The sequence below is a fragment of the Chitinophaga sp. genome (genome assembly GCF_039596455.1).
Lineage (GTDB): Bacteria > Bacteroidota > Bacteroidia > Chitinophagales > Chitinophagaceae > Chitinophaga.
The window spans coordinates 780,259-795,350 of the sequence record NZ_JBCNJR010000001.1 but is presented as its reverse complement, the minus strand read 5'-3'; the positions used below and the strand labels follow the sequence as shown (position 1 = coordinate 795,350).

The window sequence follows — 15,092 nt, the reverse complement described above, 5'->3', positions numbered from 1 at the left end:
AGGCATACAAGTTAATAATTTGGCCGGGTTAAGCCAGTATTAAATTTGGCGGCATTGCTGTTTTGTTGTTATTTTTAGCCGCACCAAACAAACAAGTTACAACATGTCTGACCGCAAGCACCCGGCCGCGTTGCCGTTTTTATTCTTTTCCGAAATGTGGGAGCGATTTGGTTTTTACCTGCTGCTGGCCATATTGCAACTATACCTGACAGACGCTGAAAGCGGGGGCTGGGCCATGGACAGGAAGGCGGCGGTAGACATTTTCGGCACCTTCATCGCCTTTGTATACCTCACCCCCTTCGTAGGCGGCCTGCTGGCAGACCGCAAGCTGGGCTACACCAAATCCATCATTATAGGCGGTATCCTGATGGGCATCGGCTATATGGGGCTGGCAGTGCAGCACCTCACCGTATTTTACCTTTCCCTGGCCCTTATCTGCGTGGGGAACGGGTTTTTCAAGCCCAATATTTCCACGCTGCTGGGTAATGTGTATAACGACCCGCGGTACAAAGCCCGTAAAGACGTGGGTTACAACATCTTTTACATGGGCATCAACATCGGCGCCTTTATCTGTACCTTTTTTGCGGCCTACCTGCGCAACAGCATCAACTGGGGCGCCGCCTTTATTGCAGCGGGCATAGGCATGTTCCTGGGCGTGATCATTTTTGTTGTCGGCCTCAAACATTACCGGCACGCAGACGTGCTGAAGCCGGAGCAACCGGGAGATATGCCGCTGAAGACCATTTTTGCACAGGTGTTCATACCGGTGCTGGTAGTCGGCTACATTGGCTGGGTGATACCCGGCAACATTTTCGGCACAGACTCTACAGACGCGTTTATCTTTGCCTGCCTGCCCATCATTTATTTCTTTGCCAACCTGCTGCGCAAGGCGGCAGGCGGGGAAAAGAACCAGGTAAAGGCACTGCTGGCGGTTTTTGCCGTATCCATCATGTTCTGGGCGGTTTTTAAACAGAACGGTACAGCTCTCACCACCTGGGCGCAGTATTATACAGACCGTGAAATGCTGGCTGCCATTGAAAAGCCGGCCAAAGGCCTCTACCTGGCTGAAACGGTTTCCAATGTAACGGATTCCGTAGTGGCGTATGACCATGAGTTCAGGGTGATAAAAAACGAAAGCGGGCAGCCGCAGCGGGAGCTGGGCAAAAACGTGTACCTGAAAAACGTGGCGCCTGAAAAAATGCCGGCAGAAGGGGAAAGCGTCAGCCTTTTTAACACCGAACTGTTCCAGTCCGTCAACCCGTTCTTTGTGATAGTGCTCACGCCGCTGGTAGTGGCGTTTTTTGCATGGCTGCGCAGAAAAGGCAAAGAGCCCACCACGCCCACCAAAATAGCCTGGGGCCTGCTCATTTCTTCCCTCTCTACCTTCATGATGGTAGGGGCGGTTTATGTGTGCAGCAACGGGGAGGTGAAAGCGTCTCTCTGGTGGCTGGTAGGCTGCTACGGGGTAATTACGCTGGGCGAGCTGCTGCTCAGCCCCATGGGTCTCTCACTGGTATCAAAGCTCAGCCCGCCGCGCCTTACCTCATTGATGATGGGCGGCTGGTTCCTGGCCACTTCCATGGGCAACAAACTTTCCGGCGTACTGGCCGCCATGTGGGATACCTACGATAATAAAATGAATTATTTCCTTGTGAACTTTGCCATGCTGGGCTTTGCCGCGGCGCTTATTTTTGTGATGCTCCGCTGGCTGAACCGGATATTCAGGGAGCACACGCAGCAGGGATAACACGGAGGCAACTGTATAAATCGGCTGGCATGGGTACAAACCTGGTCGGCCGATTTTTTATCAGAACTGGAAGGCCAACCTTACATTAACCGGGAAGCTGATGTTGAGTCCCTCTATTTCCTTCCCGTCTCGCGGAAGAATGGGAATAATACTGTAAATAAGATTAGGGCTGGGCTTGTCAGCAGGGTTTTGCCGGCCGGTATTCCTTGTCTGCCGCCATTTCAGGCCAAACCCCACGCCGGTGTCTATCAGCAGGCGGTTCAGATGGATCTGTATACCGAAGCGGGGACTTATTACAAGATTGGCCCTGTTAACGGCAAATGTATCCAGGTAGCCGGGATTGGGGCCAAAGCGGTCACTGATAATGTATTCGGATTTCAGCCAGGAGCCAAACAAGCTGAGGTAAGGCATCAGTACGCGTTGTTGCGGGAAAAAATAACGCTGCTCAAGGGAAACACGGTAACCGCCGTAATGCCCGAAATAGGCTGTATCCGGTTTGCCCCTGAAACCCGGTAGCGCCGCCGCATCTGATAATATGGTATAGGTTACCAGCGTAGACCAGTTGCCGTATTTTCTTTCATAGCCAAACTCAAAGCCGGGGTTGTCTGCCATCAGGGAGAGCACGGAAAAGTTGAAGTTGTTCCTGTATTTATGCTCGTAGAACTTTTGTGCGGCCAGCGGTGTAGTCAGGAGGAGGAACAGCGAGAGAAAGATCAGTTGCTTCATACGCGGGAGATTAGAAGATATAACCAATTCTGATGGTACCGGGAACGTTGAGTGTGGTGGCGTTGAAAGGCTTGTATTCTGAAAATTCGGGAAACCACTCCACTGGTCTCCAGTCAGGCTCTTCATAATTACTTTCCACCGTGCGGTGCTTCAACCCCGTACCGGCAGCAAAGTCAAGAATAAAAGAGGAGCCTATTGGTATTTCAATACCGAATTTGAGGTTAGCTGCCCAGGTGCGGCGGTGATATGTGTAGGCCTCCGGCTGCTGGCTTTTGGTCCGGCTAATGTCTGCTTTTACCGAAAGATGCGTCAACTCTGCGGAAAAATACGCGCGGGCCCGCCTGATCTCTCTGGTGGGAACAAAGAATTTTTCTTCCAGTGAAATACGGAAGCCAGAAAAGCGATGAGCCTCAAACACTCTGTCAAGCAGGTTTTTAAGCCCGCGAGACATTACTGTTATTGCCGCCTGGGTAGCAAACCGCCTGGCATACTGTTTTTCATAACTAAGCTCAAAGCCGGGATTGACATAATCTGTAACGGTTGCCAATGAGAATTTAAGCTGGTTGGTTTCAGGGAATATGCCGTTGATGACGGGCGGTTTTTGGGCAACAATATTGCTGGCAGCCAGCAGCAGCAAAAGGCAAAGGGCTATAGGGGGTATTAGCAAGCGCATAAAAAAAGGGCCGTTATGATCGTATAACGGCCCGTGCTCATATAAGTTACAGCGGTTTAATCTTCCCAGGTCATCACCTTGCCCCTGTCATCCGGTTTGAGGCTGATGGCCAGCGTTCTCTCATCATAGGAGAGGTTGTATTTTTTCAATACATCCTCCGGCACCCCGTCCCAAACGTTGGGCTTGTTACCCTGGTAGTCAAGGTCCCTGATGCCCATTTCGCTGGTGAAAAAGCCGGTGGCGGTGAGGTTGCGCATGGTGCTGAAAAAAGATACGCCCTGGCTCATTTCCGGCGCGGCCGTGCCGGGGTAAGCAATCTGGTCTACTACGGCCAGCTGCTCTTTGGCGCCAAGCTCTGTAAACGTTTTATTGTACGTTTTCAGGCAGTGCACGTCCAGCCAGCGAAGGCCGCCGCGCATGGGCACCTGGTAGCGGGGCATGTCCTTTACGATGAACTCAATAAATTCAGGCACCTTGGCATCGCTGGCGCTGCCGGAACGTTCGTCTTTCGGGATGATGATATCTGCCAGTACGGTAATGGTTTTCATTTCCGCATCGGTAAAGAATTTTTCCTTGTTGAGCGCCTCATCGCGCATAACTTCGTCAGGCGTGCGGCCATATGCTTTGAGCACGCCGGCCCCTACGGCTTTTTCGCCGGGCTTTGATTCACAGGCGCTGAGTATTACGCCGGAAGAAAGCGAGCCTATTACCAGGGCTTTGAGTGATTCTCTTCTATCCATGATAATCAGAGGTTTTGTTTTTTTAATTCGTCCACAATGTATTCTGATGCGCGCAGGGAAAGCGCCAGTATGGTCCAGGTAGGGTTTTTGTCTGCCTGAGACACAAAAGGCCCGCCGTCTACCACAAACACGTTCTTCACATCATGCGCCTGGTTGAACTTGTTCACCACGGAGCGTTTGGGATCATCACCCATGCGGGTGGTGCCTACTTCGTGAATAATGCGGCCGGGGTTTTCCAGACCGTAATTACTTTCCGGGCCGGGCTTGTTGCCGAGCGGAATGCCGCCCATTTCATGAATGATCTGTTCAAAAGTATCCTGCATGTGTTTGGCCTGCTTGATCTCGTGCTCGCTCCAGGTGTAGTTGAAGCGCAGTACGGGAATGCCGAATTTGTCTACAACGTTGGGGTCTATTTCGCAGTAATTGTCTGCCCGCGCAATGGCCTCCCCGCGGCCTGCAAATCCAACCGTAGCGCCATAAAAGCGGCGGTAGTCGTCTTTCAGTGAGGCGCCGTAACCGCCCGCAGGCTTACCGGTCCGGGCGGGATCTTTAGCCTGGAGGTTCTCGATGCCGAAGCCGAAGCCGTAAGACGGCATGTGCATGCCGCCGCCAAATTCAATATGATAGCCGCGGGCAAAATCCAGCTTTTTATTGTCCAGCCACCAGGGAACGTACATGTGCATGCCGCCCACACCGTCTTCGTTATACCGCTTGCGGTCCATCAGGGAAGGAACAAAGGCGCTGCGCGAAGAGCCGGTAGAGTCATGCAGGTATTTGCCTACCACGCCGCTGGAGTTGGCCAGGCCGTTTTTATGAACGGAAGATTTTGAGTTGAGCAGCAACCGCGCAGATTCGCAGGCGCTGGCTGCCAGCACTACCACGCGAGCGTTCAGCTGGTATTCCTGCAGGTCATTCTTGTCTACGTAAGAAACGCCGGTGGCTTTGCCGGTGTTGTCTGTGAGCACCTCCCGTACCATGGCGCCGGTGTAAAGGTCTACGTTACCGTTTTTCATGGCGGGTTTGATGAGCACGGTAGAAGAGGAGAAGTCTCCATGCACGGTGCAGCCCCGGCTGCATTGGCTGCAGTAGAAGCAGGCGCCGCGGTCTTTGTTTACCGTACGCGTCAGAATGGACAGGCGGGAAGGAATAACGGGAATGCCCAGTTTGGCGCCGGCCTGTTTCACCATCAGCTCATGCAGGCGGGGCTTGGGAGGAGGGAGGAAGTAGCCGTCAGGCTCATTGAAGATCCCTTCTTTGGAACCGAATACGCCTATCATTTTGTCTACCCGGTCATAAAAAGGTTTCACATCGTCATATCCTATTGGCCAGTCATCACCATGCCCGTCTATGCTGTAATGCTTGAAGTCATTAGGCCCGAAGCGCAATGAGATGCGGCCCCAGTGGTTGGTGCGGCCGCCTACCATGCGGGAGCGGAACCAGTCGAATTGCGTGCCGTTCTTTTTCGTATATGGTTCACCGTTAATTTCCCATCCGCCGTAGGCGGCGTCAAAGTCGCCAAAAGGACGTGTGCTGCTAGCGCCTCTGCGCGGCGATTCGTAAGGCCATTTCAACTGCGTTTGCTGCGCAGGGTCTGCCGGGTCATACTTGGGGCCTGCTTCCAGCAGCGCCACCTTCAGCCCGGCCTCAGACAGCACTTTGGCGGCCATGCCGCCGCCGGCGCCTGAGCCTACTATGCATACGTCATATGCTTTTGCCTGTTTTTTGATCTCAAATGCCATGTAAAACGTGGATTTTTTTAAAAGATTTGACCTGTAAGCATTTAAATCTATAAAAAAATGGGGAAAATGAAAGGTGTTTTTTACTTTCGGCATGTATTCTATGACAACTATTTCACCTTATATCCTCGGAGTAGACATTGGCACGGGCAGTGCCAAAACCGTGGCGGTAACGCCGGTTGGCCAGATAGCCGCCGCCCACAGGCAATCTTACCCTACACATCACCCGCAACCCGGTTACAGCGAGCAAGACCCTGAGCAGATCATTGCCGCCATTATCACTACCGTTCAGAAAACTGTACAGGAAATGGGCGCTGCGCCTTCCGCCATATCCCTGAGCTGCGCCATGCACAGCCTGATGGCGGTAGATGGCCAGGGGCAGCCTTTAACGCCGCTGATGACCTGGGCAGACAACCGCGCCGAAACCTACGCCGCGGCCTTGAAGAACGCGCCTGCCGGCCCCCTGATCTATGCCGCTACCGGCACACCCATTCACCCTATGTCTCCCCTGTGCAAGATTTTATGGCTGCGCAATGAGCAGCCGGAAATATTTGAGCAGGCCGCCTGCTTCATCGGCATCAAGGAACTGTTCCTCTACCGGTGCTTTCATGAATTTATTATTGACCATTCCCTGGCCTCCGCCACGGGGCTGTTTGACATACGCCGGCAAGACTGGCACCCCGCCGCACTCGAAGCGGCCGGTATTTCAGATGACCGGTTGCCTATACCGGTAGAAACCACCCGCCTGCTGATAGGAATGGATGCCGGCATGGCGGAGGCGCTGGGCGTACCGGCAGACACGCTGATCATGGCCGGCAGCAGCGACGGTTGCCTGGCGCAGCTGGGCAGTGGTGCTGTAGAGCCGGGGCATGCCGCGCTTACCATCGGTACCAGCGGCGCCATCAGGATGATGACGGCGCGCCCGGCGGAAGATGAGCAACACCGCCTTTTCTCTTACGTGCTCACGCCGGAGCATTATGTATGCGGCGGCGCCATTAACAACGGCGGCGGTGCGCTGCAGTGGTTCTCGAAAGCCTTTTTACCCTGGTCTGACTATAATAATTTTCTCAAGACCGCCTTTACCGTGCCGCCCGGCGCGGAGGGGCTGCTGTGCCTGCCTTACCTGCTGGGGGAAAGGGCGCCTGTGTGGGACAGCGGCGCGCGCGGCGCTTACGTGGGCATCCGCCAGCAACACACGGCCGCGCACTTTCAGCGGGCACTGATAGAGGGCATTTGTTTTGGCCTCTACAATGTGGCAGAAGCGCTGGAGAGCGTGGTGGAACCGGTGCGTGAGGTGACCGTGAGCGGAGGCTTCACAGCTTCGCCGCTCTGGATACAATTGCTGGCAGACATTTTCCAGAAACCCATGTTGCTGCATCAGGAAGAAGACGCGTCTGCGCTGGGGGCCGCCATGCTGGGCTGGCATGCGCTGGAAAAAACAGATGCCTGGCAGTTTAACCCCATGGCCGCGGCGCGTGTATTTGAGCCTGAAAGCACGCATCACGCCGTTTATATGCGCAATTACAAAGCGTATGGCCTGCTTTACAGGCAGTTGAAAGAGGTGATGGAAGTGCTGCGCGGATAACGTTGCAAACCGTCAGCCGCCCCTCTCAAACATCCGCTCCAGGTCATTCAGTTTAAAGGAAATGAAGGTGAAGCGCCCACCCGGGGAAACGTTGGGTGTGGTGCAGGCAAACAACTCATCTATAATATTCTGCATCTCTTTGGTGCCCAGCATTTTACCGGCGGGAATGGCATTGTTGCGGGCCATGGCGCGCACCAGCTGCTCCCTGCGGTTCAGCTTCAGTTCGTTGCTGAAATGTTTGAACTGTTCCAGCAGCCCTTCAATGCTGGCCTGCTCGTTACCCGTTTGTATATCTGCCGGTGTACCGCGTACCACAAAGGTTTGCTGGCCAAAAGGCTCCAGGTCATACCCCAATGCCTGCAGCTCGGGCAGCATTTCGGTAATAACGATGGCATCTGCCGGCAGCAATTCCAGCGTTTGGGGGAAAAGGCTCTGCTGGGTGGCAATGGGCTTTTCCGAAAGCGCGCGCTGGTAGCGTTCGTACAAAATGCGTTCATGCGCGGCCCGCTGGTCTATAAGAATAAAGCCTGATTTGATCTGTGACAGAATGTACTGCTGGTGTACCTGTACGGGCACCTTCTGGTCCGTGGCGGCCTCCTGCCAGCGTTCGTCTATGACGGAGGCGGTAGATACGGGTTGTTCAGCCGGGGCGGTGTTCCCGTTATCAGGTGAAAGCGCGGGACCGTACAATTCTTTCCAGTGGCGCAGGTTGCTGCTGTTATCTATTACATGCGCCTGGTTGGCGTGCGTAAAGGTTTTATAGATGGATGTGTTGGAAGACTGTTGTTTTTTCTGTTCGGTGAAAGGCTGGGTGAGCGCATCCAGCTGCTGAATACCCGGGTCCAGCTCAAAGTCAAGCGCCGGTGTTACGCTGAACTGGGCCAGCGCGTGTTTGATGGCAGACTGCACAAAGGCGTAGAGTATCCTTTCATCATCAAACTTGATCTCCTGCTTGGTGGGGTGCACGTTAATATCTACATGCGCAGGGTCAAGGTCTATGAACAGCACGTACAGCGGGAAGCTGTCTGCAGGTATCAGGTCTGCAAAGGCCGTCATCACCGCATGGTTGAGGTAGCTGCTTTTGATGAAGCGGTTATTCACAAAAAAGAACTGGTCTCCCCGTGTTTTTTTGGACGTTTCCGGCTTGCCAACAAAGCCGTGAATATTCATGTAGTCCGTACTTTCTTTCACCGTAACCAGCTTGGCATTGTAGTGCTGTCCCAGGATGTTCACCACGCGCTGCTTGAGCGAACCTTTTTCAAGATGGAACATTTGCTGGCCGTTGCTGTTGAGGGAAAACTGGAGATGCGGGAAGGCCAGCGCTACCCTGATGAACTCGTCTACAATATGCCGCATTTCTGCGGCGTTGCTTTTGAGAAAGTTGCGGCGGGCAGGCACGTTGAAGAAGAGGTTCTTCATGGCAATGCTGGTGCCGAAGGCCGTCTGGCAGGGCTCCTGGCGTTTGATGACGCTGTTGTCTATCTCAATGAAGGTACCGGCCTCTTCGTGGGGGCGGCGGGTTTTCAGCTCTACCTGTGCCACGGCGGCAATGGAGGCCAGCGCCTCACCGCGGAAGCCCATGGTGCGGATGTGGAAAAGATCGTCTATAGACTGTATCTTGGAAGTGGCATGCCGCTCAAAGCACATGCGCGCGTCTGTTTCACTCATGCCGGTGCCGTTGTCAATAACCTGCACCAGCTCCTTGCCGGCATCCCTGATGAAAAGCTGGATTTCGGTAGCCCCTGCGTCTACCGCATTTTCCAGCAACTCCTTTACTGCCGAAGCCGGCCGCTGAATTACTTCCCCTGCTGCTATCTGGTTCGCTATATTATCCGGTAATAAATTGATGATATCCGCCACTTGCCTGCCTTTTGGCGTAAAGGTAGGAAGAAAAAAATATGTTAAATTAAAAGAGCGGCGCAAACCAATCGGTAGCCCGTTTCGTACCTTTAGGAACAGTCTCCGGGCAAGGGGATAAAAAGCAAGGTATTGCGTTTGGTGTTAAAGCGTAGTTAACGCAAAATCAAATCTTAGTATGAAAACACGGAAACTTCTAATTTTGGCGTTAATATTACTGTTCAGCCATTGTACATACTCTCAGAACGGAGGAAAAAATAAATTCATGGAAGAAAAAAAGAATCCTGCGTACTCCCGCACGGATACTGGTAAAGTAAACCTTACAGACGCAGAGTGGAAAAAAGTTTTACCGAAAGAAGTTTATGACATCGCCCGTGAAAAAGGCACAGAATGGGCGTTTACAGGCAAATATTGGGACCATAAAGAAAAAGGCACTTACTATTGCGCAGCATGCGGGAACCCGCTCTTTGTGTCTGACACAAAGTTTGAAAGCGGATGTGGCTGGCCAAGCTTTTACCAGCCCATCAGTAAAACCAGCGTAATTTATACGCCAGACAACTCTCACGGCATGCAACGCACGGAAGTGCAGTGCGGCCGCTGTAAAGCCCATTTGGGGCATGTTTTCGACGACGGGCCGCCGCCAACCGGCTTGCGTTACTGCATCAATTCCGTCATCCTGGACTTTGACAAGGCACAAGACGCGGAAAAGAAGTACAAAGAGAAAGAATAACATCCACCCAGCCTGACTATATGCAGCCGGTACGAAGCAACTTGTACCGGCGCAGGCGTTTATATACATGCCCGGTTAAAATTATGCCTGGATGTGGAAACACCCGGCAGTTTCATACAAATGTTTATTATTCGCACTTAATAACCTGATTACCGTGCCTTGATAAATGTTGCGGATTCTTCCGCCACTCCCCTGGCAAGGGTCAGTATATAGAGGCCCGGGAAAAGATCTGACACGTCTACCGCTACCCGGTTATACCCTTCCAGCAGCGTTTCCTTTTTTATCAGCACTGTTGCTCCATTTGCCCGTACCACGCGTATATAAGCTTCTTCCGCCCGAGGGGCGGTATACTGTATATACAGCTGGCTGGTAACAGGGTTGGGCGTAAGCCGGATGGCAGACCGCTTTTTAGCTGCCCTGACTTTGCCAACAGCGGCCATTGAAGGCGGCTCGGGCGGAGCGTTCAGCCTGATGTTACTGAGGGTGATGGCGGCGGAATTATCTCCATTGGTATTGGTAGGTACAGGATTGCTGTTGCTGTTGGTGCCGTAGAACATAAAAGCGTCAAGCGCCGTACCGGCCGCCAGCTGGTTGGCGGGGAAATTGGGGGAACCGAGGTAGGTAAACAGCACACCATCTGCCCACACATTATACGTACGCGGCGGCAAGGTGTAATTCACCCCGTTGCGGGAATAGGTGTGTGATGCGGGAAGGTTGTTGGAATACACCTCTACATTGTAAGTGCCGCCCCGCCTGAAATGTGTTGTATTGATGGTTTTGTAGGAGGCGGTGCTGGTGGCCAAAGGTTTTTCCCGGTACTGGAAACGGATGGTGTCAGGGTAGGCCGGGTTGATGTTCCAGCTCAGCGCACTGAATACCTCAGGATTGGACGCGGTGCCGGTGGTAGTAAGGGCGCCGTTGTTGCCATATACCCGTGTTGAGCCGGCGGCGCTGTTATTGCCGAGGCTGAGCGTCCATTGTATGCGGGTGCTGGTGCTGTCATTAAACCTGATGGTGAAAAACAGGCTGGTAACCGGCGAAGTGCCGGGAATGGAAAACGCGGAGAACTTGGCCGGTCCGAAAGTAGGGCCGGAGTTGATCCTGATGGAATCTCCCAGCAACGTGAATATTTCACCTGTGGCCGGCAGCGCCACCTTGCTGAGGCCGCTGGGCGGGTACGGCAAAAAGCCGGGGGTAGCGGGAGATGATATAACGCCGGTGGGCACGCCGCCGGTGGCGGTGTAAACACCACCCATTACACCAGTGCCGGTGTTCAGGTCATATATCCATGGCTCGTTTGACAAGGTGCCGGTTTCCCATGCGGCCGGTGTGGTGCTGGTATTAATGGCGTTGGTGATGTCTGCAAAGCTGTCCCAGCCTTTAGACACGGCGCCGTATTGCGCCATGCTGCCCAGGGCTACGGTATAAGAGCTCATGCTGGTGTAGGTATTGCCTGCCACCCTGATGCTGGCGGGGTCTAGCCCGAAGTTGGTGGTCAGAATGGCCTGTTTCTGGGCCGGCGTGCCCGTGCTCAATGTGGCGCCTTCCGTTGCATCCAGCAAATACCGGTAACCTGCCGGATCATACCCGTAATGGTGAATGGCTACGGCATAGTTGGAATTGGTAAAACTGTTGCCCGTAAACGCATAGTGCGTGGCAAAAAATTCATCACCGGGGTTTACATTGTTGAAGAGCGGCAGGGAGATGAAGGGCATTACCGGGTACGCTGCAGTACGGGTGAACGTGCTGCCTTTTATGATGCCGAAATCACAGTTGTCACGGAAGCGCACGTAGTCTCCCTTGCAGTCTTCAAAAGAGCAATTGATCACGCTGATGTGATGGGCGTCATACGCGTGGTACATCATGTGGGAACCGCCGCCCTTCCCGATGCGCGTGAACGTGCAGTCTTCGTAAGTCACATCGTAAGTGCCGCTGCCGCTGCAGCCGGTAGCGCCGTACACAATGCCCGGCATATCCGTCCAGTGGCAATTCTCCACGCGTATGTTGCGGGTGGTTTTGCCGGTGCCGGAGCGGATAGCCATTACATAACCCGTTTCACCATTGCCGGAGAAACGGAAGTTTTTGATGACCATGTGCTGGCAGTCCAGGATACTGATCATGTCTGCCACCGCGGGGTAACCAGTGGGGGCGGTAAACAGGGTACCGGAGGGGTCTCCTTCCAGCGTCAGCAGGTTTTGCGCATGGCCCAGGTTCTGCAAAAGAAAAGGGGCTGAGGTGTAAGCGCGGGAATAGGTGCCGGCAATAAATTTTACGGTAACGGAGTCTGTTGCCAGCAGGGATTGTACCCCGTTCCAGAATGCGGTGTTTTTAAAATCCGCCGCATTAACGGCAGAGGAGCCATCTCCTGTGCCGGCGGCATTGGGCCCCACAAATCTTACCTGTAAACCGTATGCCGGCAACAACAACGATCCCATTACTGCCAGCAGTATCAGTACTGTTCTTTTCATAAACGGATGAATTATTGGTGATTAAATTGCAGCAGCACATTGTCCATATGTTTTTTCATTTTCAGGTCTTTTGTTATGTCCCAGTAACTCTGGTTATTGGAAGTAAGCACCAGCGTGGCTACTATCCAGCTTTGCGTCCATCCGCCCAGCGTGCCCCACACGCCCCAGCCCACGTCTGCATTGGAGCCCCAGTATTCCCAGCGGTCAAAGTCAAAGGCGCGGAACCATGCTCCGTCCAAATCCTTATGCCGGTTGCTGACGGCCTGTATCCTTACCAGGAAGTCCGATAATTTATCAACGGCCTTTTTGTAGGCGGCATTCCCTGTGGCGTGGGCAGCTTCGTTAAGGCTGAAAACCGCAAAGTTGCAGGTGTACAGCATGTCTGCCACGGGGTCTCCGTTGTCAAAGATAACGGGAGCTTCATGCTGGCCATATGCGGCATTGGAGGCGGTGCGGCCATAGCGGCCTTTCCCGGCGCCGCCCAGTTCTTCCTGTATAGCCCCGCTTTCCACCTGGTTTTTGAGCAATTGCGTTACCACCAGGTGCAGCCACTCGCGGTGTTGCGGGGTGTCTTCCACCCTTACCAGCCAGGCCAGCGGTAAAATCATGCGGGCCCGCTCCTGCTGTATACCGTTTGTCCAGCGCCACTCATGCGGATAGCCTTTCATGGTGATATGAATGGCGGTTCTGGCCTTTTCCAGCAGCGGCCGGTAGCCGGTTTGGCGGTACATCCACAGGTAGCAGGCCCATAACCATGACTCGTAGTGGGGAGCGGGGTTAACAAGATCTCTTTGCGCAAAAAAGGAGCGCCCTTTGCTTTGCAATACACTGTCGTTAATATGCCCGCCACGGAAGCCGTTCTTTCCGGTGGTATAAAAATTTCCGAGAATAGCTTCTGTTATTTGCCGGTTCCACCGGTTGCTGCGCATGCTGGCGGCCGCGCCCAGCACGCCCAGAATTACGCGGGCGTTGTCATCTCCGTAATAAATATGCGGATGGGTAACGGCCCAGCCTATGAGGCCAAAGCTGGCACTGTCCGGGTTGTTGCGGGGGCCGCCGCGGAGGTTGGAACCGGAGAAAATAAAATCTATCAGCCGCGTGGCCTGCTGGAACAATACAGCTTCATTTTTCAGGAACTGCCCGGCTGCCGCCAGCGCGTACGCTGCTTCTCCCTGCACATCTGCACGCACCCAATAGCGGTACTCCTGGGAACCATCGTGATAAATGTGGGAGGCATGCCCTTCCAGCATGCCCAGGGAGCCGTTGCCCACCGGGAGAGACTGGGCCGGGCCGGGGCCAAAAGGCTTTTGTCCGTTGCCCTGGTAGCGGAGGTACATATCCTGCCAGCTTTCGTGGATGAAGAACCGGCCTTTGCTAAACCATTCCACTCCCCTGCGAATGCTTGCTTCCCGCGCGCCGGCGGGCAGCTTTTCATGGGGGCCGTAGGCAGGGGAAACGGTAGACGGCCACCGGGTGAGTTGTATATGCGGTTGCCGGGTAGCCCAGCCCACAATGTACTCCCAGAGCGCCTGCCAGGCGGCATGAGGGCCATAGCGGCCGGTAGCAAAATTGCTGAGCTTGGTGGTGGCAACCATTACATCGTTACCGCTTTTTACAAGCAGCGGCCAGGTTGTCACATCGTTGATGCCGTAGGCCGCTTTGCTGAAGCCGGCCACTTTGGCCATTACCATCAGCGGGTTAGCTTGCTGTACCGGCATTACGTAACAGTCATTGATGCCCAGGATGGTCATGGGCGGAAGTTTTTCGCCCAGCCCCGGAGCGGCTATTACGGCCCTTTCCAGGTTGGAGCGCAGGGGAGAAGCGCCAATTTCCAGGCCCGGGAATTCCGCAGGGTACTCTATGTACAACCGTATTTTTTTCTCCTGTATTTGTTTCAATGTGGCGGTGTTCACTTGTACCTGCCGGGCAGGGTACGCTTCCGCCATCATCAGTATGGCGCCTCCTATTCCCGCCGCCTCAACGGCCGCCGCCGCATCTTTTACCAGCTTAACGGTAAAGCCGGAGCTTACCAGCACGGGGTACAGGTCATTTTCTGCGGTTCCACAGAACACAACGGTTTTTTGCTGTGCCCCGGCCGGCAGATGGCCAAAGCACAGCAATATGCCGATACATACGATCAGTATTTTTTGCACGGTTATTATTTGAAAGGTCAAAACCGCCCTCGTGGGCCGCATGGTTTACGCTTAATATTCCAGGTAAAGGTCTACAACATGGATCACTCCGTTCAGCGGGCGAATATTGGACGTTCTTGCCTGTACGCCTTTTTTGGTGCCGGGAAAATCATTGAACGTCAGCTTGGAATCATTGTAGTCCAGTATCCTGAACTTGACGTTGGTGCCGGGCAGCAATGTGTTTACCACAGTAGTGTCTGTATTGATGTTGTGATAGGAATATTCTCCTTCCATGATATGGTAGAGGAACAGGTTGCGCACCTGCTGAACCGGGTAATCTTCCCACCTGGTGGCGGGTTTGCCGTTCACTTTGTTCTTTACAAAATAGCTGGTGGCCAGCTCTACGCCGGCGGCAGATTTTTCGTAGATGGCTTTATTGGTAAGAAGGATGAAAGTTCTGCCGGGTTTGGAATATTCTTCCTCCAGGCCGGCGTACCGGATGCCGGCCAGCATCTTCACGAACAGCGTATCTGCCCTGGGCTGGTTAATAAATTCCCAGGCCGTCATTTTCACGGCCGGGTCAGGAATACTGGGCTTGAAATCGTAATCTTCCTGCAGGCCAAGGCCGGCCAGGTTGCAGCTGCAGCAAAGGCATAACAGGAAAGCGGTTATATGCAGTGGTTTGATCATGATGCTAT

At 53.8% G+C, this 15,092-nt stretch carries 11 protein-coding genes; 3 read left to right on the top strand and 8 right to left on the bottom strand.

Annotated features, from left to right (window positions below; all coding sequences use genetic code 11):
- The first annotated feature begins 103 nt into the window (after positions 1–103).
- Positions 104–1,747 (top strand): peptide MFS transporter, encoded by a 1,644-nt coding sequence (locus ABDW36_RS03220; protein ID WP_343700435.1) that lies wholly within the window; start codon positions 104–106, stop codon positions 1,745–1,747.
- A 60-nt stretch (positions 1,748–1,807) separates the two neighbouring features.
- On the opposite strand, the gene ABDW36_RS03215 is transcribed toward ABDW36_RS03220, so the two are convergent.
- Genes ABDW36_RS03215 through ABDW36_RS03200 form a run of 4 tightly spaced genes read right to left on the bottom strand, consistent with a single transcriptional unit; the run spans position 1,808 to position 5,625 of the window.
- Entirely contained in the window at positions 1,808–2,473 is a 666-nt protein-coding gene (locus ABDW36_RS03215; protein WP_343700434.1) for a hypothetical protein, read from the bottom strand.
- Positions 2,474–2,483: 10 nt separating this feature from the next.
- On the bottom strand, positions 2,484–3,146 hold the full coding sequence (locus ABDW36_RS03210) for a hypothetical protein (protein WP_343700433.1): 663 nt from the start codon (positions 3,144–3,146) through the stop codon (positions 2,484–2,486).
- Between the two features lie 56 nt (positions 3,147–3,202).
- A complete protein-coding gene (locus tag ABDW36_RS03205; protein ID WP_343700432.1) occupies positions 3,203–3,886 on the bottom strand; it encodes a gluconate 2-dehydrogenase subunit 3 family protein in 684 nt (227 codons plus the stop codon).
- A gap of 5 nt (positions 3,887–3,891) precedes the next feature.
- On the bottom strand, positions 3,892–5,625 hold the full coding sequence (locus tag ABDW36_RS03200; protein ID WP_343700431.1) for a GMC family oxidoreductase: 1,734 nt from the start codon (positions 5,623–5,625) through the stop codon (positions 3,892–3,894).
- Between the two features lie 100 nt (positions 5,626–5,725).
- On the opposite strand from ABDW36_RS03200, the gene ABDW36_RS03195 reads away from it, so the two are divergent.
- Complete coding sequence (locus ABDW36_RS03195; protein WP_343700430.1) at positions 5,726–7,207, top strand: gluconokinase; 1,482 nt, start codon at positions 5,726–5,728, stop codon at positions 7,205–7,207.
- Between the two features lie 12 nt (positions 7,208–7,219).
- Here the strand turns inward: ABDW36_RS03195 and mutL are convergent, their stop codons facing one another.
- Positions 7,220–9,067 (bottom strand): DNA mismatch repair endonuclease MutL, encoded by a 1,848-nt coding sequence (gene mutL / locus ABDW36_RS03190; protein ID WP_343700429.1) that lies wholly within the window; start codon positions 9,065–9,067, stop codon positions 7,220–7,222.
- Positions 9,068–9,329: 262 nt separating this feature from the next.
- Here mutL and msrB point away from each other — a divergent pair, with 262 nt between their 5' ends.
- A complete protein-coding gene (gene msrB, locus ABDW36_RS03185; RefSeq protein WP_317126364.1) occupies positions 9,330–9,794 on the top strand; it encodes a peptide-methionine (R)-S-oxide reductase MsrB in 465 nt (154 codons plus the stop codon).
- 149 nt (positions 9,795–9,943) lie between these two features.
- On the opposite strand, the gene ABDW36_RS03180 is transcribed toward msrB, so the two are convergent.
- Genes ABDW36_RS03180 through ABDW36_RS03170 form a run of 3 tightly spaced genes read right to left on the bottom strand, consistent with a single transcriptional unit; the run spans position 9,944 to position 15,084 of the window.
- A complete protein-coding gene (locus tag ABDW36_RS03180; RefSeq protein ID WP_343700428.1) occupies positions 9,944–12,262 on the bottom strand; it encodes a T9SS type A sorting domain-containing protein in 2,319 nt (772 codons plus the stop codon).
- Positions 12,263–12,273: 11 nt separating this feature from the next.
- Positions 12,274–14,415 (bottom strand): hypothetical protein, encoded by a 2,142-nt coding sequence (locus ABDW36_RS03175; RefSeq protein ID WP_343700427.1) that lies wholly within the window; start codon positions 14,413–14,415, stop codon positions 12,274–12,276.
- Between the two features lie 51 nt (positions 14,416–14,466).
- Positions 14,467–15,084: a fasciclin domain-containing protein gene (locus ABDW36_RS03170; RefSeq protein ID WP_343700426.1), complete on the bottom strand. Its 618-nt coding sequence runs from the start codon at positions 15,082–15,084 to the stop codon at positions 14,467–14,469.
- Between the last annotated feature and the right edge of the window lie 8 nt (positions 15,085–15,092).